We start from the raw sequence: 21339 nt of genomic DNA on the forward strand, positions 1-21339 counted from the left end.
GGCTCCTCGGTCGAGATCCACGCCAAGCGGGCCGCCACCTTGAACGCGGCCTTCCTGGCCCACCCAGAACGGTTCCACGGCCGTCGCCCCTGCCCGCCGCCGCTGCCCACTCGGGTATGGATCAACAAACCATCCACGCCCCTCCAGATCGAGACCTCAGCACAAACGCCACAAGTAGCCTGATGTCTCAGCAGGTTTGACAGGTTCCGGGATGGACCGGCACGTGCCCCAGCTGCCACCGCGACATAACTGCCACAGAACGGCCAGAACACCACCCACCCGAACCAACCTAACGAAGTACTACCTAGGACTCGTCCTGGCAGGGAATCGTCGCCGCCGTTGGCGCGGCAGGCGCGTTCTCAAGGAAGGCCTGGGTTGAGACGGCATAGGCGGAACACAGAAGCTGGCCAAGGCGCGTCGCCCTGCCGTCACCGAAACGCCGGGTGGGAACACCCATGACATGCAGGCGCCGTTCCAGGGCCACGCCTGAGACCGCGACCACCGTGTCACCGTACCGATCAACCCAGCGAAACGCGTCCCGGAGCAGCGCAAGGGCAAGCGTGCCGAAACCCGCTGCCGTAGTGCGGGGCCAGGCCCGGCCAGTGGCCAGGCGGCTGAGCTCCCAGATGCTCGGATCACGAGGAGCAGGGGCGCCGCGCAGCGTCTCGGAGAAGACGTCGGGGATCATATAAGGACCGTCGGTGGGCAGGAGCCGACAGCACCCTGTGACCTCCCGGCAGACCTCCCCATGGCTGATCACATAGACCGGATCGCAGTCGTCGTAGGAATCTCGCTCCATTCCGTGGAAGCTGTCGACGTCCCAGCGGAGGCGTTCGTAGAACACCTCGTAGCGGAGGCGGAACATGCCGGTGAGTAACCACGCCGGGAGATCATCCGTGCGGCCGACGACAATCCGTTGTACGCACCCCATAGGGCTGGTCAATGAATGGTTACCGGCGTCGATGTCGTATCTCTCCAGTGATCGGGTCCCGCGCCACCCACTGGCTGGCGTTTGGCATGCGCTGCACCTTGTCGCGCCACTCGTTGACGAGCAGTCCGGCTACACCCCCAGCGTGACCACCTCACCGGCGAACCGGTAAGAAACCTTCCTGATCGGACCATACGCCCTGGGCGGGACGGGTCAAGCACTTTCTGTGCCCTCGCCAGGACAGGAGCACCCCGTGATTCTGTTGCGTGGTGTTTGTTGCCTGCCGTTTTTTAGTGGTCTGCCATGTGATGTGACTACTACCAGCATTAACCGCGAGTAACTGACCGTGTCCGCATCGTCGCGAAGTGACGATGCCTTGAACCGTAGGGACCTCCCTCTTCGGCCGCATAGCGGCCCGCTGGTGTTCGTACTCCACCGGGCAGCACATCCCGTTGGCCGAGTGCAGCCGCATCGTGTCGAAGTCATCGACCCAGACCGCGACCGCGCGGCGGGCTTGCTCACGAGTGACGAACGGGCCCAGGATACGAAACAGCTCAAATTCCAGGCTGGAGAACAGCGATTCGGCGGCGTCGTCGAGGGAGGAGCCGACCAGGCCCATTGACTGGGCAACGCCCGTCCGCTCACACGCCGCCCGGAAGTGCTTGACGGTGTACTTCTCGGGTTCAAGCTGTCGTCGCCGTTTCCCCCTTAAGGCGATGTCTCTACGTTACGAGGGAAAGCCCATTACTACCGGAACCCCCTGTAAGGGTCTTCGAGTACAGCCCGGAAGAGAGACCGCTGACCTGCATATCCGTTGTTTTCTGTGCCGCTACCATCAGGCCCCCTCCGTGGCGCGGACGCTGGGGAAGACCTCGCTGCAGCTCAAAGGGCCAAGCGTCGTGGGTGGCGTGATCACCATGCCGACGAGCTCGGCAGCCGTACTGCCCCGGGACCACCTACCCCACCTGGTACAGCCAGTACGACACGCTCTGCGGAGCACCCGGCGGCCGGTAGGCCTCCACCGTCGCGCCTTCGTATCCGTAGGTCGTCGAGACCGTGCTCGTGGCCCCCGTCTCGTAGTCCTCGTACTTCTCTTCGTAGTCCTTCGTGATGAACATCTGGCTGGTGTCGTAGACGCTTTCCACGATCACCCGCCCGGGTCCGAACACGCCGATGAGGTCCTGCCGGAACAGCTTCAGGCGGGCCTTGCATCCGGTGCACGGCCCGATGTTGCCGACCACTACGACCCGGATGTGGGCGTCATGAGGGAACGAGGAATGAAGCGCCTCGATCCAGTCCCAGGCTTCCTGCAGGACGGCGACCTCGCTGTCCTGTTTGGACATGCGCGCCTGCGCCTTGTCGACGCGTCCCTGGTAGCTGCGGCTGGCGTCTTTGGTATCTGTCAGGGAGTAGCGCGTCGTCCCCCCGGAACGCGCTCCCGCGACCGGGGTCTTGTAGCTGTGCGCCTCGTCGAAGGAGAGGTCTCCGTTGGCCATCACCAGCGCCCGGGAGAACAGGCCCGTGCCCTTGGCGCGGATCTCTGCCAGCGACTGTGCGATCTGCGGTGCCGCGGGGTCTGAGGTGAGAGCTTCGGGGGGCGTCGCGGTCATCGTGGTCCTCCTTGACCAGAAAGAAGAACCTCAGCCTTTCATCCGGAAGGGTGCTGTCAAGGCACGTCAGCGTCCGGCTCAGGCCAGCCTGCTCCGCGCAAGTAAGAAGGTCGACGCGGAACCTGTCAATTTGATCAAGGCAGCTGAACTGGTCTAATTCCGTGTCAGCTTTTCTTGTTCGCTCTTCTGGTCCAGGTCGTTGGGTTTGTTGATCCATGCCGGTCCGGGCAGATCGGGCAGGGTGGGTGTGCCACCGGAGGCGAAACGCTCGGGACAGGCGGCCTGGGCGGTGGCCAGGACGTGGACACGCCGATCGCGGACCATGCCGGCCTTGCCGTAGTGCACGTCGGCGGGATGGTGATAGCCGATCCCGGAGTGGTAGTGATCGTGGTTGTACCAGGCGTAGGACTCCTGGCGGAAGACGCGAGCGTCTTCGATCGAGCCGAACCGGCCGGGGAAGGCCGGGCAGTACTTCAGCTTCCCCGATCTTCTTGGGGTCCCCGTAGCAAACAGCGGAAATCCAACGGATATGGCTCTGATCTGCGGTTAGTGAGTTCGGTGTGGTGGGGCGAGGATGCCGGTGATCTCAGCGACGGCCTCGCTGCCTGGGCGGGCGTAGCGCATGGCGGTGCGGGGGTTCTTGTGCCGGGTCTTGCCCATGATGAGCTGCAGCGGTACTTCGGCTTCGCCGAGGTGGGTGGCGGCGCTGTGGCGCAGTTGGTGCAGATCGAGCCCGGCGTACTTCTCCAGCAGGACGCGGGCGCGGTCGTAGCCGAGGCGGGCGCGGCCGGTGTGCGGGCAGATGTCGGGGTGCCGTTAACCAGCGTGTCATGGGCCGCCAAACCTGGAGATCGAAGGTCGATCGCCAAGGCGAGAGCGAACAGGCAAAGGGGGCAACGGGACGTTTCGGCGGATACTGGGGCGCTCGGCGACCCGGTGCGAGGCCGGGCTCGTGGGGCGTAGCAGCGGCATGAAGCAGTCCGTTCGCCGAAACGGCTTCTGGATTCGCCGTCATCAAGCCGCCTCGTCCGTGGAGTCGGGAGCGGGAGCCAATCGCACGCTGCCGGACTGAGGGCTTCTCGTCGGGGAAGACCCACTTCCTGAGCGCCCAGAAGCGGAAGATCATGGCGATCAGCGTGCCGACGATCTGTGCGCTTATGAAGTCGGCGATCTCCTGGGTCACCACGCTCACGTCCGGGGTCTCCAGCTCAAGTACGTACCGGGAGATCCAGAGCGGCGCAGAGCTGAGCACCAGGCCGACGCCACTGACCAGGAAGAACAGCGCCGCCTCGTGACGTCGCTCGCGGCCGCCCCTGGTCCGGAACGACCCAGGGCCCCGACCAGGCCAGAGTTTCGCCCGGGCGTTCCTCAAGGGGCAGCCGCACAAGGCGGCCATCGCGACCACCCTGGTTAAGGACCGCATTCAGAAACTCGGCGACTAGCCCTTCACGGGGATGGCGCAACATGCGAATATACGTTCGAAGAACGAAGATCGTCTTTCAGAACGGAGTGCATGTGCGTCCTTCAGCCTCTGAACGCATCAGCCGATTAGTCGCCTCGGCCGGGTCTCTGCTCCTGGCGGCGAGCCTGCTCGCCGTCCCAGCCCCCGCCGCGGCCGCCGATCTCGTCGCCGACCTCGGGGTCGCGGGCATGGGCGGGGACCTGGTGGCCGGCCACGGCAAGGTCTTTGTCGCCGCTGACGACCGGATCGTGGTCACGCACCTCGACGGCGAGGCCGTCACCACGATCGGCGGCCTGTCCGGAGTCACCGCCCTGTCCGCGCCGGACGGCGCCAGGAAGGTGTACGCGACGCTGAGCGGCACGCATGAGGTGATCGAGATCGACACCGCCACGGTCGCCGTCACCCGGCGCATCGATCTGTCCGCCTATCCGTGCCCGTCCACGCTGGCGCAGGCCCACAACCGGCTGTGGATCGGGTACGGTTGCGGCGGGGCGGGTGAGGGAGGGGTCGTCGCGCTCGAGGTGCGGGCCACCCCCATCCTCGCCAAGGTCGGGCCGGCCACGACCAGGCCTCCGCTGGTCGCAGTCGCCGGCGCCTTCCTCGCCGTGTCAGAACCGGGAGTCAGCCCCGCCACCGTCAGGCTGTACGACGTCAACCGCGACCCGGGCAACCCGCTCGGCGAGATTCTCGGCGACGCAAACGGGCTGCCGCCCCTGGAGGACCTGGCCCTCGCCTACCAAGGGTCGGCGGTTCTGCCGGTGCCGTCCGGCACCCACCGCTTCGACGCCTGGGACACCACGACCTTCGACCGGGCCCAGGCCTACGACGAGAAGGGGCCGGCCGGGCACGACCTGGCCGCCACCGTCGCGGCCAGCGAGAACGGCTACTACGTCGTGGGCGGCTGGAACTCCGCCTTGGGTGACGCGGCGGAGCTCGTGGTCTACGACGCGACCACGAGAGAGGTGATTTACACGGCCGGCCACCAGGGAAAGGCGCTGGTGCCGGGCAGCATCGGCTTTTACGGCATCTACACCTTCGCGGTACTGAAGGAGCCCGGCACCGGGCGTATGCACCTATGGCGGCTGCCGTCCGCGCCCTACCACTCCTCGGCCCTGACCCTGACGGCGCCCGCCGAGGCGAACGCGCTCAAGCTGCTGACCATCAGCGGACGGCTCACGCTCAGCACCGGGGCGACCCCCGGCGTGCAGACGCTGGAACTGTACAGCTGGCTCCCCGACGGCACCGACCGGCCCTTCCGGGAGGTCATCACAGCGGCGGACGGGACCTACGAGTTCACCGACATCCCACCAGGCATCGGGGCGTTCAGGTATCGCCTGTCCTGGCCGGGCAACTCCTGGTACTACGGGGCCTACGCGACGGCGACCGTCACGGTGGCCAGGTACGAACCGGCGCTCACCGTGACCGGGCCCGCGACGGGCGCAGTCGGCGAGCTGCTTGAGTTCAGCGGTTCCTTCGCCGCCGAGGGCGTCGTCTACCCGCGCACGACGGTCACCGTCAGCCGCAGGGCCGTCGCGCCAGACGGCACCGTCACCACCAAGGGTCAGAAGCTGGCCGCCACCACCGACGGGACGTTCGCCTTCACCGACACGCCGGCCACGGCCGGGAAGCACACCTACACGGTCACGCTGGTCGGGAGCTCGACCGTCAAGGGAACGAGCACCAATCACGTGGTCACCGTCGTCGAGCCAGCGGGATAGCGTCCCAGGGAGCCGGGGCCTACCTCTCTCGTAGGCCCCGGCGATGCCGGCCGCGCGGCGGCGCGCAGGGGCTCCACCAGGCGGAGCAGCTCGCGGGCGCGCCACACGGACAGTACGATGCCCAGCGCAGCGACGGGCCGCCCGACCGTGACGGCCCGGAACTCCTATAGCTCCGGCGAGCCGCCACTCAGTTGATCAGTGGGTACGGCGGCGGGGCGCCAGGACCTCGGTGACGGCGGCGATGGCTTCGGCATTGGGTTTGACGTAGCGCATGGCGGTGCGGGGGTTCTTGTGCCGGGTCTTGCCCATGATGAGCTGCAGCGGTACTTCGGCTTCGCCGAGGTGGGTGGCGGCGCTGTGGCGCAGTTGGTGCAGATCGAGCCCGGCGTACTTCTCCAGCAGGACACGGGCGCGGTCGTAGCCGAGGCGGGCGCGGCCGGTGTGGGGGCAGATGTCGGCAGCCGCCGGACGGCGGGCGGGGACCGGGCGGCGTTCGGACAGGAACAGCGGACCGTGCGTGCGCGTGCTGCCGTCCGGGAGCCGGAGGAGCCGGGGCAGCAGGTGGGCGGTGCCACGGTCCCAGTACACCCACTCGATGGCGCCGCCTTTAGAGCGGACGGGGGCGCGCCGGTGCTCCAGGTCAAGGCCCTCGACGTTCAGCGCCAGGATCTCGGCGCGGGCGGCGGTCTCGTACAGCATCCGCCAGAGCGCCTTCTCCCGCAACGGGATGTCGCGGCGCGACAGCAGTCGGTCGATGGTGGTCTTGGCGACGGCGCGGGTCTCGTCGGCGCTCTCCTTGCGGCGTTCGGCGTCGGCCGGGACCGACGGCGCTGCCCAATGTTTCTTGGTCTGACACCAGAGCAGCCAGGAGGTGACGGCGGCGCGGTTCCAGGTCGCCGGCGCGCATCGGCCCCACAATTCGGTGAGCGCGGCGCCGATCTCGGCGTCGGCGACGTCGGCGAGCGGCCGGTCGCGGCCGAGCAGTGCGGTGACGCGGTCGATGGCCGAGGCGTAGGAGCGGTGGGTGTTGGGGTTGGCGGTGCGCGGGGTGGCCAGGAAAGCGTCGGCGGCCGCGGCGAGGCTGACGCCTCCACCGCGAAGGGCGGTGACCTTCGGCGCGGCGCTCATGCTGGCCGCCGGGCGGCGGTCGCTGCACAGGCCTGGGCAATGTACCGGATAACGTGCCGGAGTCGTGCACCGTCCCGGCGAAGGGTTCTCCTGATCGCCGCTCCGCCATGATCGCTTATGTACGGGATAATAGTGGGCCCCCGCGCCGTAATGGTTTTGACTGCGCTTTTGGTTCCGTCGGCGCGGACCCAGCGGTAGCGGACAACACCCTTCCTGCCGAGGTGGACAACGGCAGAGAATCCCACGCTTGCCGGGCAGTCGGTCGTCTGCCGGGCGGGTGAGGCCGTCACCTTCGTAACCGACGCCCATGTCACCGACGCTTCGGCCGGAACCGCCACCAGACCAGCCGACAATGCCAGTCCGGCGACCAACGATGACCACTTCGACCACACCGGATTTCCCTTTCCTCGGCAGTGTCGCAGCCATCTTCGGCCACTCAGCCCTCCGAAAGCCGGAGACCTCACCTTCTGACCGCTTTCGTTACCATCCTGATGCGAATTCGATCTTGTCGCCATTCAAGGATCCCGTTTCGGGCAACCATAATCACGAAATTCCGTGCGCTCAGCAGTCCAGCTGAGGGTGCAGATAACAAACGTTGGCAACTGTCATCTTTGCCCGCGCCAGACAGCCTGTCTGGCGCGCTTCACTGCAATGGTCGCAGCCCCGGTGAACCGCGCCGGGTTTCGTGGAGTGATTGGTGTGCCCCTGGTCTTGTGGAGTCGGGTTCTTGGATTCATGCCACTCGTTGAGAGGAGAGTGGCGTGGGACGGCATGGCTACCCATCGAAGTTCCGGCGCAAGGTATTAATCTCGTTAAAATGGGACGCTACAGCCCGGCCTTGCCCATGGGGTTGTCCTTCCAGCGGTCGACGGCGCGAACGTAGCCGTGCACGGTGGGGGAGGTGGGCTTCCAGCGGCCCTGTTCGGCGATTTTGCCGGTGGGCACGTTCGCGTCGGCCAGGGTGGTGGCGCCACCGGCGCGCAGTCCGTGCGCGCTGTAGCGTTCGGCGTGGGCCAGGCCCGCGCGCAGAGCGGCGTCCTTGACGATGGTGTTCAGTGTGACGCCCGATAGGCGCAGGCCGCCGCGGCCGGCCCAGCCGGGGGTGCCGCCGATGCGGCTGAAGCGGTCGATGGGTCGCAGCAGCGCCCCGGTGGTGATGCCGTGCTCAGCCAGCACGGCCAGCCATGCCTGCACCGAGCGGACCGGGCAGGTGGCAAGGTGTGAGCCGTAGGGGACCGCGACGGTCTGCCCGGCGGCGTCCTGGTCGGTTTTGCTGACGGGTATGAACACCTCCAGTCCCTGGCGTGGGAAGGTGAGGTGTTCGCAGTCGAGGGCGGCGAGCTCGCTGCGCCGGCCCATCAGCGCGAAGCCGAGCACCAGCGCGGCCCGGTCCCGGATCCCGGTGGGGGTGTCGTCGGGGGTGTGGGCGATGAGGCTGCGCAGGATGTCGATGGTGATCGGCGGGGCTTTGCGCACCGTGTTGCCGGGTTGGGTGCTCCAGGTGCGGCGGTAGGCGCGCAACGCGTCGCGGGCGGCGGTGGTGTGCGGCTTGGGCAGTCCGGCCTTGCCGTGCGCGGACGACACGCAGGCCAGCGCCTGGTCGATGCTGGCCGGGGCCAGGCCACGTCCGGTGAGTTCGGCGACGAAACTGGCCAGGGTGGCAGCGGTGGCCGGCAGTGGAGTGCGGCCGGTGGCGGTGCACCAGGACAGGTAGTCGGCCCAGATACGGGCGTAGGCGCGGGTGGTGTTGGCCGCCGGAGCCGCCGCGATCAGCCGCGCCGCCTCCTCGGTCACGTACTCGTCGGCCGAGCGCCGATTGCCGATGACCGTCACCCCGTCCAAGACGACCGGATCGTCCATCCGTGCCGCGCTATCGACCGGAGCGCGCCAGGCGAGCGCGGTCCCGGGCGAACTCGGCTCCTCGGGAGAGGCATCCACTTCGGCACCGTCACCGGCACCAAGGTCTGACATCGCGTCATCGTTGTTGGGGCGCTTCAGATGCATGCAGCCACTCCCTGCTAATTCGTAGGATCATCGGATCTATTTCGATGCTCTTAGGCTTGCGATAAGCAAAGTTATCGCAAGCCTGCCCGAGGGCACTCGATCTCCAAGATTTAGTTTCGTGACGTACGTAAATATGATCGTTCGCGAACGGTACGATGCTATTCTTTGCCGGTGAGTGAAGATCCTTCCCGCGTGTTCGACCCTTTTGCACCTCTGGAGACGGGCCCGGATGATCCCGATACGGGGCGGATGTGTGCCCGCTCGGGCTGCGTCAACCGACTGGAGCCCACCGGTCGGCGCAGCGGCCGCCCGGCCCTGTACTGCGGGGACGCCTGCCGCGCCGCCGCGCATCGCGCCCGCACGGCCACCCACACCCCGGCGGTCACCGAGGCGCTCCGCCGCACCGGCGCGCTGAGCGGAGATCTGCTGGCCGCAGGTGAGCAGTGGAGCGCCCAGCTTGCCGCCTTCACCGAGGCGCTACAGGCCGCGACTACCGGCGCGCTCACCCAGATCGATGCCGCCGAGCAGGCCGCCGAAGAGGCCCGCGCCGCCGCTGCGGCCGCCGAGCAGCGTGCCGCCGACCGCATCGCCACCGCCGACCGGCGCGCCACCGCCGCTCAGGACAAGGCCGAGGCCGCGATCACCGCCAGCGAAAAGGCGATGGAAAAAGCCGCCGCGGCGCAGCAGCGCGCCGAGGAGTCCGAACGCGTGGCCTGGCGCACCGCCGGCGAGCACGAATCAGCCCGCGCCCGCGCCCAGCAAAACGCCACCACCAGCGTCGAGCGCGTCACCGTCGCCGAACGCGAGACCCGGCGCATTACCTCCGAACGCGACGCTCTGCAGGGTGTCCTGGACGCCGAACGTCGCCAGGCCCGCGTCGCGGCCAACGAACACGACCGGCAGATCGCCATTCTGAAAACCGCCCTGGCTGACCGCACCACCGCTCTCAATCAGGCACATACCGATCTGAAAGCCGCTGCCGACCGAGCCGAGCGCGCCGAGACCGCCCGGGAAAAGGCGCACCAGGAAGCCGCGGCGGCCCGCGCCGAGACCATCCAGGTGCGCGAGGAACTCACTACTGAACGTGAGCAACTGCGGCGAACCGGCGTCCAGCGCGATGAGGCACGCACCGCAATCGCGGTGGCCGAGGCCCGGCTAGAGGTGCTGCACAAGGCGCTGGAAGGGGCCGAACTCCGTGCTCAGGCCGCCGAGCAGCGCGAAGAGGTCGCCCAGCAGACGATCAGCCGTCTGCTCACTCTTCAACCGCCTCCGGAAGCCGTATCGGCTGAGGGGGCAGGCGGTGCCGCACATCGCGAGGACTTCCCTGAGCGTCCCTGAGACGCTCGCCCTCTTCCGCCACAGCGGCCGTCGACGGAGGAAAACGCCTCTCTCAACACCGTGCTCCACCCCGACGTAGAGGTGCAGGAATCGAGTCTGACCAGGCGAAAAACCAACTACCGGGCCCGAGGCTGCCCATCGTCGACAGAGGCGCCACTGACATCCTGATGACGATTTCCACTGACAGCAGGTGACGAACCCCCAGTTCAGAGCGCCTTCTCCTCGTCGCGCCGCCCCGGAAACGTCATGTGATGTCAGTGAGCCCGGGGGCCTGTCTGCGGCTGGCGCCGCCGCCCTGCGGGCAGCGAAGAACTTCTGTGCCCGGCATGGCAGCGAGCCTCACCGCATTCTCAAGGCAAGCCATCTGGGCCCACATGGTTCGCTACGCCGGCGCTCATCAGCGCGACCACACATCCGGCGCAACGCTGCGGCCTGTAGCCCGTCGACGCCTCCGGCGGCGTGATGTGGCCTCGGAGAAGATCCCTGCAGATGATCACCAGTAGCTAAAAAGTACCTCTGCCCTGCTTGCTGACACCTCGTGCAGATTTCTACTGACATCCCAGTGCAGATTTGCAGCACTCGCCCTCGGACCCGTTCGGCGCACTAACTTGCGGGAATTTACATTCCCGGTAGTTACTTGGACCTGGGGGAGACACAACAGATCTCATTTATTTATTTTTAATTTCTGGAAAATCAAAGATGCTAGGCTACTGCGCATGCGGGAGCCGGGTGCGATGACGCCGTGTAAACACTGTGGGACGCCGATCGAGCAGAGGCCTGGGAGAGGACGGCCGAGGGCCTACTGCGCGCAGGGAGACTGCCAGGCGGTGGCCAAGCGCGAACGCGAGATGCGGCGGGCGACACCGGGGCTTGAGGGGGCGCTGGCCAGAGCCGAGGAGTTCTACGAGCGCATGGAGAAGGGGATGACCGCGGCGATCGCGCCGCTGGCGCAGGTGCTGGCGCAGGAGCTGAGCCCTGCGGGGGTGGAGGCCAAGGTGAGCGCGGTGCAGGCCGAGGCGCACACCCGGGTGGCGATCGCGCGCACCGAGCGGGAACAGGCCTTCGAGCAGGTACGCCTGGCGCGGGAGGCTTCCGAGCACGCCCGGCGCGAGCGGGACGCGATGACGCGCCGCGTGGAGGAGGCCAACGCCGAACGTGACAACGCCCTGGCCGACGCGGAGACCGCCAGGGAGCAGGCACTGGCCGCGCTGCACGAGGCGGCCAGCACCGAACGCCGGGCCAAGCAGGCCGAGCAGGAGGCCACCCGCAGGGCCCAGCGGGCCGAAGCGGCCAGAGACGCGGCGCTGCGGGAGATGGCCGAGCGCGTGGAGGCCGCGGAGGCCGAGACGCGCCGTGCCGAGGCCCGGGCCGTTCACGACCAGGAGCAGGCCGAGCGGGCACGAGCCGAACGCGACCAGGCGTTGCGGGAGGCCGCGAGCGCGCAGGAGGCCAGGGGACAGGCCGAGCGTTCTGCTTCGGCCGCTTCGGCGCGTGCCGAGGCGGCCGAAGCAGAACGGGACCGGGCGCTGGCGCGCGCCGACGTCGCGGCGACCGCCCATGCCGAAGCCCTGGCCGAGGCGGCCGAGGCGCGCACACGGGCCGACCGAGCGGACAAGCAGGCGGCCGAGGCGGAGAAGCGGACGGCACGCCGGGTGGCCAAAGCCGAGGAACGGGCCGCCGAGAAGATCGCCGAGGCGGAGGAGCGCGCGGCGGCCAGGGCCGCCGAGGCACTCGCCGAACGTGACGAGATGCGCATGCGATTGGCCATGGAACAGATGCGCCTGTCGGATCTACGCGACCAGATGGAGGCACTGCGCGCCGAGTCCGCCCAGCTCAGGGAACGCGCAGTCGCCGCGGAACTGCGGGCTGAGCCAACCGGAGCCGGGGGCTGACGAGCGCCTGGGCGCAGGGCCTGCCGCATGACCACGACAGATTGGGGATCACCAGGGAATGACGCCGTCGTCCTCGAAGAACGAACCGGTCGGGCCCCCGTCGGGCAGGGTGGCGAGCCGGATCGCTGTGGCCGCGCCCTGCTCAGGGGTGCGGGGCCCTTGGAAGCCGGTGAAGTCGGTCGCGACCAGGCCCGGGCAGGCGGCGTTGATCAGGATGTTCGTACCGGCGAACTGCCGGGCGTACTGCACGGTGACGGCGTTGAGGAAGGACTTCGACGGCGCATAGGCAGCCATAACGGGACCGATCTCGATGTCCGGGTCCGCCTGCCGGGTCAGGGAGGCGACGCTACTGGAGACGTTGACGATGCGTGGCGACGCCGAGCGTCGCAGCAGCGGCAGCATCGCGTTGGTCACCCGGATGACACCGATCACGTTGGTCTCCACAACCGTGCGGACCACGTCGAGATCGAGCGAGGTCGGGTCCTGCACCCACCCCGGACCCACCGGTCCTGAGATACCGGCGTTGTTGACCAGGACGTCCAGGCACCCAGCCTGCCGTTCGACCAGTTTCGCGGCCTCGGTGACGCTCTGGTCGCCGGTCACGTCCAGCGGCACCCCGAACGCCTCCACCCCGGCGGCGCGCAGCTTCTCGACGGCGGTTTTGAGCCGAATCTCGTCGCGAGCTCCCACGCCCACGCGGTATCCGAGGGCGCCCAGCCCGGCCGCGATCTCGTACCCGATTCCCTTGTTCGCGCCGGTCACCAGCGCGGTCTTCGTTTCGCTCATGCCCTTGATGGTCGCGGATGGACAAGCGGTGCATCCAACACCGATACGGCATCCTGTCATACCTGATAGGTATCACCGGGGTATGTTGTGGTGGTGGACACCCTAGAGACCCGCGAGTTGAGGTACTTCGTGGCCGTCGCCGAGGAACTGCACTTCGGCCGGGCCGCCGAACGCCTCGGCATGGCCCAGCCACCGCTGTCCCGGGCGATCCAGCAGCTCGAGCGGCGCCTCGGCGTCTCCCTGCTGAAACGTAACCGCCGCGGCGTCTCCCTGACCGGCGCCGGCGAGGTGTTGCTGCACGAGGGCCGCGCGGCCCTCGACGCGACCACCGCCGCCGCTCGCCGCACCCGTCGCGCCGGTGGCGCCGACGGTCCGGACGGCCCCCGCAATCGCCTGGTGCTGGCGGTGAAGGCCGCCGGCTCCCACGAGCTGCTGCGAAAGCTTCTCGACGCCTACGCGGCCGAACCCGACGCCGCCGAGATCGAGGTGCTGCCGTGCGGCCTCTGCGAGCAGGAAGGGCTGTTGCGCGACGGCCGCGCCGATGTGGCGCTCATGCACGCACCGTTCAACTCCCTCGCCGGGTTCGACAGCGAGGAGCTGCTGACCGAGGGGCAGGTCGCCATCCTGCCCGCCGGACACCCCCTCGCCGCGCGCAAGGCCCTGTCCCTGGCCGACGTCAGCGATGTCCCCGACCTTCCTCTCGCCCGCTGGCCCCGCCACGGCGTCTACCCGCCAGGGCCAGGCCCCGAGATCCGCGACCAGACACAGCTGGCCCAGCTGATCGCCCTCGGACGCACCGTGGCCGTCCTCCCCGACTCCGCCCGTTCCTGGCTGTGGGCCGAGCACACCGCCGTCCCCCTGACCGACGCGCCCTCCGTCGTCACCCACATCGCCTGGCCCGCGCACAGCCGCTCCCTCACCCTCGCCGGCCTGATCCGCACGGCCACACGGCTATGACGCTCTCCTGCCCTTCGTGCTGGAACGCGTCTCTCGGCCGAGGAGGTGAGCACGAGAAACACTTCGAGACGGCTGCCAAGGTAAGACTTCTCCATGGAGTTTTTCTGTTATCACCGCGACCGACCTGACTCAGCGGCCCTGCGCAACGAACTGGTGGAAGAGCACTGGTCCTACATGGACCGGTACGCGGCAAAGATGATCGCCCGTGGCCCGACCTTCGGCCGCGGCGGCGAGACGGCTACCGGCAGTGTGCATATCGTCGATCTGCCCGATCTCGCCACGGCGCGTGCTTTCGCCTTCGAAGAGCCCAACTACCAGGCCGGTGTGTACCGGGACGTGATGCTACGCCGATGGCGCAACGTGCTGGGGCGCACCATGTGGGATTTTCCTGGCGACCGAGACGGCGGCGACCGGTATCTGGTGGTGGGCCTCGGCTCCGGGCAGGCTGCCGACCTCGTCCCGCCGCCCGGCCGGGACGGCCTGATCGCCTATGGGCCGTTGCTGTCGGACGACGGCACCATCTGGCTGGGTACGGCGCTGCTGGTCCAGGTACCGGGACCGGACGCGGCGCGCGCCGTCCTGACTCCGGGCCGGTACGCCGATATCGAGGTCCACGACTGGAGGTTCGGCGGGCGGCGATGATGAGTGCTTGGCCGGCGCCGGGGGGGGGGGGGGGGGGGGGGGGGCGGGGCCCCCCCCCCCCCCCCCCCCCCCCCCCCCCGGCTTTACGTTGCAGCGTCATATTTCCATCTGGCAATATGAGCGCATGAGCGCCTACGCAGCCCTGGCCGAGCCGCACCGCAGACAGATTCTCGACCTGTTGCGTGACGGCGAGCGGCCCGCCGGGGAGCTGGTGAAACGCCTCGATCTCAGCCAACCCGGCGTGTCGAAGCACCTCAAGGTATTGCGCGAGGCCGGACTCGTCGTGGTGCGCACGAACGGCAAGCAGCGCATGTACGCGTTGCGCCCAGATCCCCTCGCCGAGGTCGACCAGTGGCTGGAGCCCTATCGCGTGTTCTGGTCGAGGCACCTCGACACCCTGGAACGACACCTGGAGGAGAACCCATGATTGACGGAACCCTGGAAACCATCGATGGCCGCCCGGCGCTGCGCTTCGAGCGCACGCTCGCCTACCCGGTCGAGCGCGTGTGGCGAGCCGTCAGCGTGCCCGCAGAGCTCGAGCGCTGGTTTCCCGCGGCCGCGGACTGGACACCGGCGACGGGAGAGATCTTCGAAGTCGCCGGCGTGACCGGCGAGGTGACAGAGGTCGATCCACCCCATCGCCTGGCCTGGACCTATGCCGGCCAGTCATACAGCTTCGATCTGGCCACTCATGGAGACGGCTGCCGCCTGGTCTTCACCCACGTCTTCGATGACCGCGACATCTCAGCGCAGACCGCCACCGGCTGGGACGCCTACCTTTCGCGGCTTGAGCCTCATCTCGCCGGCAAGGACCTCTCAGAAGAGGACGCGCACGAAGGGTGGGAGGAGAATCACGAACGCTACGCCGAGCGCTTCGGGGTCGACCCGGCACCGGGTCGGCGCTTCGCGGCGGCTCTGCGCGGAGACAACGGCGCCACCTGAGCCATCGCACCACGGCGGCCATCCCGGCCAATTCGGTGACGCCCTCGCACATCAATTCCATTCGCGTTCTGTGACGGGGCGTGGCTCGCACGGCCGGGGTTGGCATGGTTTCGGGAATGGCGCCGCAGCAGGTCGGAGGCCTACCGCGGCGCCATTCCCGCTAGTCCTGGGCCATCACGGTAAAAGTGAATCCGGTGCTCGTCGTACGGCGCAGCGGAATGTCGCACTTGATCCGGCGCAGCACCTCGTTCCTGCTGAGGCCTAGCCCCTGGGCGAGGAGCCGTTCCGGACGCACCGGCACCGGATCCTCGAAAACGACCTCCACCTGCACCGGCCACGCCTCGTCGGACCATGCCGACCGGGTGTCCAGCCGCCAGGCCCCTGTCCAGTCCAGGACGAAGCGGTTGCGCCTGGCGAGCAGCGGATCCAGCAGCCTGGACGCCACCAGTTCCGGATCGTTGGCGTGGTAGCCGCGGAGTTCGGTCGGATCGAAGGATCTGACCGGCGCTCGCTCGTGCACGGTGAGCTTGCCCGTCCGATCGCAGGACACGCAGCGCACCAGCAGCCACACGTCCAGCAGCTTGCCGTTGGCGTTGACGCGGAACCTGCCCTCGCCGGGGGTGGCCGACTCCGACCGGCAGTCCACGCACCGCAGCGACAGCAGAGGAAGCCTGGTCCGGTGAACGACCCAGGGCAGCACGATATGAGGTTGTGAAGACATGATCTCTCTAGACCTGACACGAGGCCGATTGCGCGCGGCCTCAAACGCTGTAGGACCGGGCGCACACGGGCAGCCCGGCAGGACCGACGGGAACGTCGGCTACAGGTGAGCGAAAGAAGGTGTCAGGTCTAAAAAGCGGGCGGGGTCACGTGGTTTCGTCCTCTGTCCTCACTGCGACGGGGCTGGGAGGCAACCTATGGGAATGCGGAAGGAAGGCTCAAACGGTTTTCCGGCCGAGCCTTCGTCGGCGCTACCGGCCCTTCGCTGACGAAGGCCGTCTGGGGGACCGGTAGCCGTCGCCGGTGTCCACGGCTTCGCGTCAGCCCGGGGTGAGGACGCAGAACTCGTTGCCCGCCGGGTCGGTGAGGACGATCCACGAGACGTCGCCCTGGCCCACGTCCGCAGGCGTCGCACCCAATTCCCGCAGGCGCGCGACCAACTCCGCCTGATGGGCCGCGGAGGTGGTGGCGAGATCGAGGTGCACGCGGTACCTCACCGTTTCCGGGTCCGGAACGGTGACGACATCGACGCAGACGGCGGTGGGGTCCGGCCAGGTGAAGCCCACGGGTCCGACGTTGGTCACCCCGGGGCCCTCGCTGGAGACGCCCCAGCCGAGGGCCTCGGCCCAGAACCGGCCGAGGGCCGAGTCGTCCCGAGCCTTGAAATTCACCCGAACGAGTCGCAGCGCCATCCCGCCAACCCTATGCCCGGGTGGATGACTGTTATGGGCGAGTCGCCATGCGTGGCCACAGAACGCCGGCTGTACGGCCGCGCCTCGCTCCGGGCGATCCACGTCGGCCCGAGCCCTGGCGGACGTCACGATCGTGTCGACGTCAGACGGCTCGGCGGGAGCGGGCCAGGGCCAGCCCGCCGAGTGCCATGGCCATCAGCCCTACCGCCAGGGCTATGAAGCCCCCGACTATTCCGTAACCGGTGCCGGGACCACCGTCTGCGGCGGCCACGACCAGCCCGCCGATGACCGCGCCGACCGCCCCCGCCACCAGAGCCACGACGGCCCCCCTTCTCCCGGAGCCGGAGCCGATACGCCCTGCGGAGCGTGCCAGGGCGAGCCCGCCGATGACCACGCCTGCCACCCCCAGCAGCGCGGCGATCAGGGACCACAGACGCCCGGCGGTCATGGTGTAGGCGCCGACGGGGTCCAGTTGGGCCGAGGCGTGCGCGGCCGTCGGTGCGGCGAGTGCGAGTACTCCGATCGGGGCGGCCGCGGCGGCGAGCAGGTGACGGACGGACATGGGACGCTCCTTTTATGTGTTTTCTCCCGTGAACCGGATGTCGTCTGATCATGTCCGCCGGGCCCGTCGCCGGTCGTCCCGCGCGGGCGGGCACTTCGCGCTGCCGCCGACGCGTACCCGGTTGCCGCGAACGCCGCAGGAGCCGCGAAAGATACCGCGGGTGCGGTAGCCGGAGACTGGTCCGCGCGCAGGAGTCGCCCGTGGGAACATCCGGCTAAGGTGCGCCCATGGGGACAGGACGGTCCGGCGTGCGGGCGGGTACCACGGACTGGGTGATCGCCGTCGGCGTGGCGGCGACGCTGCTGGTCACCGGGCTGTCCGGGCGGCACTCCGCCACCTACCTGGGGCTGCTCGGCTACGCGCTGCTGGCGGCCGGTGGCCTGGTGCTGGTCGCGCGCCGTCGTGCTCCACTCGCCGTCCTGGCCGTCACCGGGCTGTGCGCGGCGGGTTACCAGGCGGCCGGTTTCGACGTGCCCGCCGTCGCGTACCTGTTCGCGGTGTACGCGGCCGTGCGGGCGGGGCACCGCGTCTTCACGGTGGCGGCGAGCGTGATCATGCTGGTCCTTCTTCCGCTCGCGGCCCTGGCCGCGGGGTCGCACGACACGGGTGAGGCGTTCGCGCAGGCCCGAGGCGCCCTTGAGCTGGCCTGGCTGATCGCGGCCGGCGCCGCGGGGGAGGCGCTGCGGCAGGCCGAGCGGCGGGCGGACGAGGCCGAGCGCACCCGGGAGGAGACCGCGCGGCGCCGCGCAGACGAGGAGCGGCTGCACATCGCGCGGGAGTTGCACGATTCGCTCACCCACCAGATCTCGATCATCAAGGTGCAGGCCGAGGTCGCCGTCCACGTGGCCCGCAAGCGTGGTGAGCAGGTGCCGGAGGCCCTGCTGGCGATCCGGGAGGCCGGTCGTGAGGCGACCCGGGAACTGCGGGCGACCCTGGAGGCGCTGCGCGAGGAGGATCCGCCCCCGCCGCGCGGCCTCGACCATGTCGCGGAGCTGGTGGAACGGGCCCGGACGGGCGGTTTGCAGGCGACGCTGACGATCGAGGGGCGGCGACACGACGTACCGGCCGCGGTGGAGCGGACCGTCTACCGGATCGTCCAGGAGTCACTGACCAACATCACCCGTCACGCCGCCGCCGCGACGGCGTCGGTCCGGATCGACTACCGTCCCGACACCCTCGCGATACGCGTCGACGACGATGGAAAGGCCAGGTCGGACGCGGCCCCGGTGCCCGGTGTCGGTCTGCTCGGGATGCGTGAACGGGTCACCGCCCTCGGCGGGCACCTGCGGGCGGCACCGCGCGAGGAGGGCGGGTTCACCGTCCAGGCCGAACTTCCCGTGGAGCGGACGCCGTGATCCGGGTCCTGCTCGTCGACGACCAGCCGCTCATTCGCGGCGGATTTCGCGCGCTCCTCGACCTCGAAGACGACATCGAGGTGGTGGCCGAGGCCGCCGACGGGAGGCAAGGGCTCGCCCTGGCCAGGGAGCACCTGCCCGACGTCGCTCTCGTCGACATCCAGATGCCGGTCGTCGACGGCATCGAGGCGACCCGGCTCATCGCCGCGGACCCGGCCCTGGCCGGGGTGCACGTCGTCATCCTGACCAACTACGGCCTGGACGAACACGTCTTCAACGCGCTGCGCGCCGGCGCGGCCGGATTCCTCGTCAAGGACATCGTGCCCGAGGACTTCCTGCACGCCGTGCGCGTCGCCGCCCGCGGCGACGCGCTGCTCGCCCCCTCGATCACCCGCAAGCTCATCAACCGGTACATCACCCAGCCGCTCCACACCGGCACCGGCACGGGGCTGAAAGAGCTCACCAACCGCGAACGCGAGGCCGTCGCCCTGGTCGCGCGGGGTCTGTCCAACGATGAGATCGCCGACCGCATGGTGATCAGCTCGTTGACCGCGAAAACCCACATCAACCGGGCCATGACCAAGCTTCATGCCCGCGACCGCGCCCAACTCGTGGTCCTCGCCTACGAATCGGGCCTGGTGACCCCACGCGACTCCTGACCTTCACGATCACTCGTTGCGCGCGTGCCGTCGCCGGTGCGCGGGCCGTACCGGTGCAGCGCCTCGACCTGCTCGTAGGAGGGCACCTCGCCGGTGACCGGTTCGCCCCGGGCCACCGCCAGCGCCGTGGTGACGGCCGCGCCCAAAGCCGCCCGAAACAGCAGCGACCCGTAGCTGACGCGGGCCACCCCCAGTTCGGCGAGCCGTCGCATCGGCACGCCGGGGGAGACGAGCACGTTCAGCGGTACCCCGGCCCCGGCCACCAGCGCCTCGATGTCCCGCTCGGCACTCGCGCCCGGTACGAAGACCCCGTCGGCCCCCGCCTCGGCGTAGGCGCGGGTCCTTTCCAGCGCCGGAGTCAGGGCGTCGGGCAGGTCCAGCCAGAACGCGTCGGTACGGGCGTTGAGGAACACCTCGGGAACCCGTCTTTTGACCACCGCGACCAGCTCGGCCTGTGCCCGGAGGTCGGCCAGGCGGTCACCGCGCCCGTCTTCGAGGTTGATTCCCGCCACTCCCAGTCCGGCCAGCTCCGCCACCAGGTCGGCGACCCGCTCGGGCTCCTCGGCGAACCCCGCCTCGATGTCCACCGTCACCGGGACGCCCAGCCTCGTCATCGTCTGTGCCAACCGCAGTGTCTCCTCCCGCGTCGCCCGCCCGGCGTCAGGCTTGCCCGCCGCGGCGGCCACCCCCAGGCTCGTCGTCCCGATCGCGGCGAACCCCGCCTGCACCAGGGCCGCCGCGGAGGCGTGGTCCCACGCGCAGGGAAGCAGCAGTGGCTCGTCCGCGTGGTGCAGCGCCCTGAAGCGCGCGAACGTCATCGGGTCGCCGCCTCGATCGTCCCGGCCGCCAGGGCCAGCGCGACCCGCCTGCCCGGGCAGGCACGCGGCCCCGCACCGAACGTCAGATACTCCGTTTCCCCTCCTACACACGCGAGGTCCCGGCCGGCCGCCGTGACGTCGAGTATCACGAGCCTTCCGTCACCGGGCGCCCGGCGGCGCAGCGTCCGGACCGGAGGATCGTGGCGCAGCGTCTCATCCAGCAGTTCCTCCACCGTCCACGCCTCGGCCGGGTGCGGCCCCACAGGCCCGGCCCCCGCTCCCGCCGGAAACCGTGCCGCTGCGGCGGCCAGGGCGCTGCGGACCAGAGCGACCGTGGGAGCGCAGGCTTGGGCGAGCAGTCCCGCCAGCACGGCCAGCCGTTCAGGAGGCGGGTCACCCAGCAGGCGTGAGAGCTCCACCAGCCCTTTGTCGGCCACGTCCCCGCCCTCCTCCTCGCCAGGCCCGGCCCCGACGCCGGGCAGGTAGGCCGGGGCGATCGCCGCGACGGCCCGCACGGCACTCGGTCCGTCCTCGGCGCGTACGCCCAACGCGATGGCGAGGACCAGCACCGGAACCTGTTCCAGAGGGCAGGGGAGAGGGGCGATGTCCCGCGAGGCGAGCCGGAACGCCTCGGCGCGCAACGCGCCCGGATCCAGTCCTGCCAGTACCGCCACCCCCGCGGCCCGGCGCTCGGCGTGCATGGTCCCCTCGGCGAAGCGGCCGACCGCTCCGCGCAGCCACGCCACGGTCGGCGCGAACGGCGGGCGCGGTACGGGGGCGACGGTGAAACGGGAGTCGGACAGCACGGCCCGTATCTCGGCGGGATGGCTCACGACCAGCGGATCGGACGTCATCGGTTCTCCTTGAGGTGCGGCCTCCCCTCCCGGGTGGTGGACGAAGGAGGGGGGTGGAATCACGATCTCCGCCGGGAACCGCACGGTACGGGCCCTGCGACCCGGCGATCTTCAGAAGGTTAGACGCCGGACGTTTCGGCGCTCACCGAAGCGTCCGGGGGCAGGCGACGGTTCTTGAGCTGAGGGTGCCGGCCTCTCCTCGATCCGCACGCCTTCTGCTGCGAACCGTGTCTTCTTCCGTTCGCCGGATCGAGCACCGCGCACCGGACGGC

21 protein-coding genes and 3 pseudogenes are annotated in these 21339 nt (G+C 69.2%); 10 read left to right on the forward strand and 14 right to left on the reverse strand.

The genetic code is table 11. The annotated features are described in order from the left end of the window. Nucleotides 1-183, forward strand: a pseudogene (locus tag ACIBH4_RS34280) (hypothetical protein); the annotation flags it as partial. A 121-nt stretch (nt 184-304) separates the two neighbouring features. Here the strand turns inward: ACIBH4_RS34280 and ACIBH4_RS34285 are convergent. The 6 genes and pseudogenes from ACIBH4_RS34285 to ACIBH4_RS34310 all read right to left on the reverse strand — a co-directional run. Continuing rightward, a complete protein-coding gene (locus tag ACIBH4_RS34285; RefSeq protein WP_362520213.1) occupies nt 305-865 on the reverse strand; it encodes an acyl-homoserine-lactone synthase in 561 nt (186 codons plus the stop codon). A 217-nt stretch (nt 866-1082) separates the two neighbouring features. Beyond that, nucleotides 1083-1547: a hypothetical protein gene (locus ACIBH4_RS34290; RefSeq protein WP_362770200.1), complete on the reverse strand. Its 465-nt coding sequence runs from the start codon at nt 1545-1547 to the stop codon at nt 1083-1085. Nucleotides 1548-1884: 337 nt separating this feature from the next. Then, nucleotides 1885-2538, reverse strand: a complete 654-nt coding sequence (locus tag ACIBH4_RS34295) for a hypothetical protein (RefSeq protein WP_362520210.1) — start codon at nt 2536-2538, stop codon at nt 1885-1887. 153 nt (nt 2539-2691) lie between these two features. Continuing rightward, nucleotides 2692-2883, reverse strand: a complete 192-nt coding sequence (locus ACIBH4_RS34300) for a hypothetical protein (RefSeq protein ID WP_362770201.1) — start codon at nt 2881-2883, stop codon at nt 2692-2694. Nucleotides 2884-3084: 201 nt separating this feature from the next. Continuing rightward, entirely contained in the window at nt 3085-3342 is a 258-nt protein-coding gene (locus ACIBH4_RS34305) for a tyrosine-type recombinase/integrase (protein WP_362770220.1), read from the reverse strand. Nucleotides 3343-3685: 343 nt separating this feature from the next. Next, nucleotides 3686-3961: pseudogene (locus ACIBH4_RS34310) on the reverse strand (hypothetical protein); the annotation flags it as partial. Between the two features lie 92 nt (nt 3962-4053). Between ACIBH4_RS34310 and ACIBH4_RS34315 the strand changes: the two are divergent. Then, on the forward strand, nt 4054-5718 hold the full coding sequence (locus ACIBH4_RS34315) for a hypothetical protein (protein WP_362770203.1): 1665 nt from the start codon (nt 4054-4056) through the stop codon (nt 5716-5718). Nucleotides 5719-5913: 195 nt separating this feature from the next. Here ACIBH4_RS34315 and ACIBH4_RS34320 read toward each other — a convergent pair whose 3' ends face one another. After that, nucleotides 5914-6846: a site-specific integrase gene (locus tag ACIBH4_RS34320; protein WP_362770205.1), complete on the reverse strand. Its 933-nt coding sequence runs from the start codon at nt 6844-6846 to the stop codon at nt 5914-5916. Nucleotides 6847-7671: 825 nt separating this feature from the next. Further along, complete coding sequence (locus ACIBH4_RS34325) at nt 7672-8850, reverse strand: site-specific integrase (RefSeq protein ID WP_362770207.1); 1179 nt, start codon at nt 8848-8850, stop codon at nt 7672-7674. A gap of 171 nt (nt 8851-9021) precedes the next feature. Here ACIBH4_RS34325 and ACIBH4_RS34330 point away from each other — a divergent pair, with 171 nt between their 5' ends. Then, nucleotides 9022-10188, forward strand: a complete 1167-nt coding sequence (locus tag ACIBH4_RS34330) for a hypothetical protein (RefSeq protein WP_362770208.1) — start codon at nt 9022-9024, stop codon at nt 10186-10188. Between the two features lie 827 nt (nt 10189-11015). Continuing rightward, nucleotides 11016-12080: a hypothetical protein gene (locus ACIBH4_RS34335; RefSeq protein WP_362520191.1), complete on the forward strand. Its 1065-nt coding sequence runs from the start codon at nt 11016-11018 to the stop codon at nt 12078-12080. 48 nt (nt 12081-12128) lie between these two features. Here the strand turns inward: ACIBH4_RS34335 and ACIBH4_RS34340 are convergent, their stop codons facing one another. Beyond that, nucleotides 12129-12866 carry an SDR family oxidoreductase gene (locus ACIBH4_RS34340; protein WP_362770210.1) on the reverse strand — a complete coding sequence of 246 codons (738 nt, stop codon included), beginning with the start codon at nt 12864-12866 and terminating at the stop codon, nt 12129-12131. A gap of 93 nt (nt 12867-12959) precedes the next feature. Here ACIBH4_RS34340 and ACIBH4_RS34345 point away from each other — a divergent pair, with 93 nt between their 5' ends. The 4 genes from ACIBH4_RS34345 (at nt 12960) to ACIBH4_RS34360 (ending at nt 15407) form a co-directional block, all read left to right on the forward strand. Further along, on the forward strand, nt 12960-13823 hold the full coding sequence (locus ACIBH4_RS34345) for a LysR family transcriptional regulator (RefSeq protein ID WP_362520186.1): 864 nt from the start codon (nt 12960-12962) through the stop codon (nt 13821-13823). A gap of 93 nt (nt 13824-13916) precedes the next feature. After that, the gene (locus ACIBH4_RS34350; RefSeq protein ID WP_362770212.1) at nt 13917-14465 is read left to right on the forward strand and encodes a YciI family protein; all 549 of its coding nucleotides are present in this window, start codon (nt 13917-13919) and stop codon (nt 14463-14465) included. 124 nt (nt 14466-14589) lie between these two features. After that, on the forward strand, nt 14590-14892 hold the full coding sequence (locus ACIBH4_RS34355; RefSeq protein WP_362520180.1) for a metalloregulator ArsR/SmtB family transcription factor: 303 nt from the start codon (nt 14590-14592) through the stop codon (nt 14890-14892). After that, entirely contained in the window at nt 14889-15407 is a 519-nt protein-coding gene (locus tag ACIBH4_RS34360) for an SRPBCC domain-containing protein (RefSeq protein ID WP_362520176.1), read from the forward strand. The genes ACIBH4_RS34355 and ACIBH4_RS34360 overlap by 4 nt, the downstream gene beginning before the upstream one ends. A 160-nt stretch (nt 15408-15567) precedes the next feature. Here the strand turns inward: ACIBH4_RS34360 and ACIBH4_RS34365 are convergent, their stop codons facing one another. The 3 genes and pseudogenes from ACIBH4_RS34365 to ACIBH4_RS34375 form a co-directional block, all read right to left on the reverse strand. Further along, a complete protein-coding gene (locus ACIBH4_RS34365; protein ID WP_362520173.1) occupies nt 15568-16107 on the reverse strand; it encodes a DUF1062 domain-containing protein in 540 nt (179 codons plus the stop codon). Nucleotides 16108-16453: 346 nt separating this feature from the next. After that, a pseudogene (locus ACIBH4_RS34370) lies at nt 16454-16819 on the reverse strand (VOC family protein); the annotation flags it as partial. A 142-nt stretch (nt 16820-16961) separates the two neighbouring features. After that, complete coding sequence (locus tag ACIBH4_RS34375; protein ID WP_362770214.1) at nt 16962-17381, reverse strand: DUF6223 family protein; 420 nt, start codon at nt 17379-17381, stop codon at nt 16962-16964. Nucleotides 17382-17608: 227 nt separating this feature from the next. On the opposite strand from ACIBH4_RS34375, the gene ACIBH4_RS34380 reads away from it, so the two are divergent. Next, a complete protein-coding gene (locus tag ACIBH4_RS34380) occupies nt 17609-18736 on the forward strand; it encodes a histidine kinase (RefSeq protein ID WP_362770216.1) in 1128 nt (375 codons plus the stop codon). Further along, complete coding sequence (locus ACIBH4_RS34385) at nt 18733-19395, forward strand: response regulator transcription factor (protein WP_362520164.1); 663 nt, start codon at nt 18733-18735, stop codon at nt 19393-19395. Before ACIBH4_RS34380 ends, ACIBH4_RS34385 begins: the two co-directional genes overlap by 4 nt. On the opposite strand, the gene ACIBH4_RS34390 is transcribed toward ACIBH4_RS34385, so the two are convergent. Continuing rightward, nucleotides 19359-20213 (reverse strand): isocitrate lyase/phosphoenolpyruvate mutase family protein, encoded by an 855-nt coding sequence (locus ACIBH4_RS34390; protein WP_362770218.1) that lies wholly within the window; start codon nt 20211-20213, stop codon nt 19359-19361. The two genes, ACIBH4_RS34385 and ACIBH4_RS34390, sit on opposite strands and share 37 nt — an antisense overlap. After that, a complete protein-coding gene (locus ACIBH4_RS34395) occupies nt 20210-21067 on the reverse strand; it encodes a hypothetical protein (protein WP_362520158.1) in 858 nt (285 codons plus the stop codon). The genes ACIBH4_RS34390 and ACIBH4_RS34395 overlap by 4 nt, the downstream gene beginning before the upstream one ends. Between the last annotated feature and the right edge of the window lie 272 nt (nt 21068-21339).

It is taken from the genome of Streptosporangium sp. NPDC050284 (assembly GCF_044459525.1).
Lineage (GTDB): Bacteria > Actinomycetota > Actinomycetes > Streptosporangiales > Streptosporangiaceae > Streptosporangium.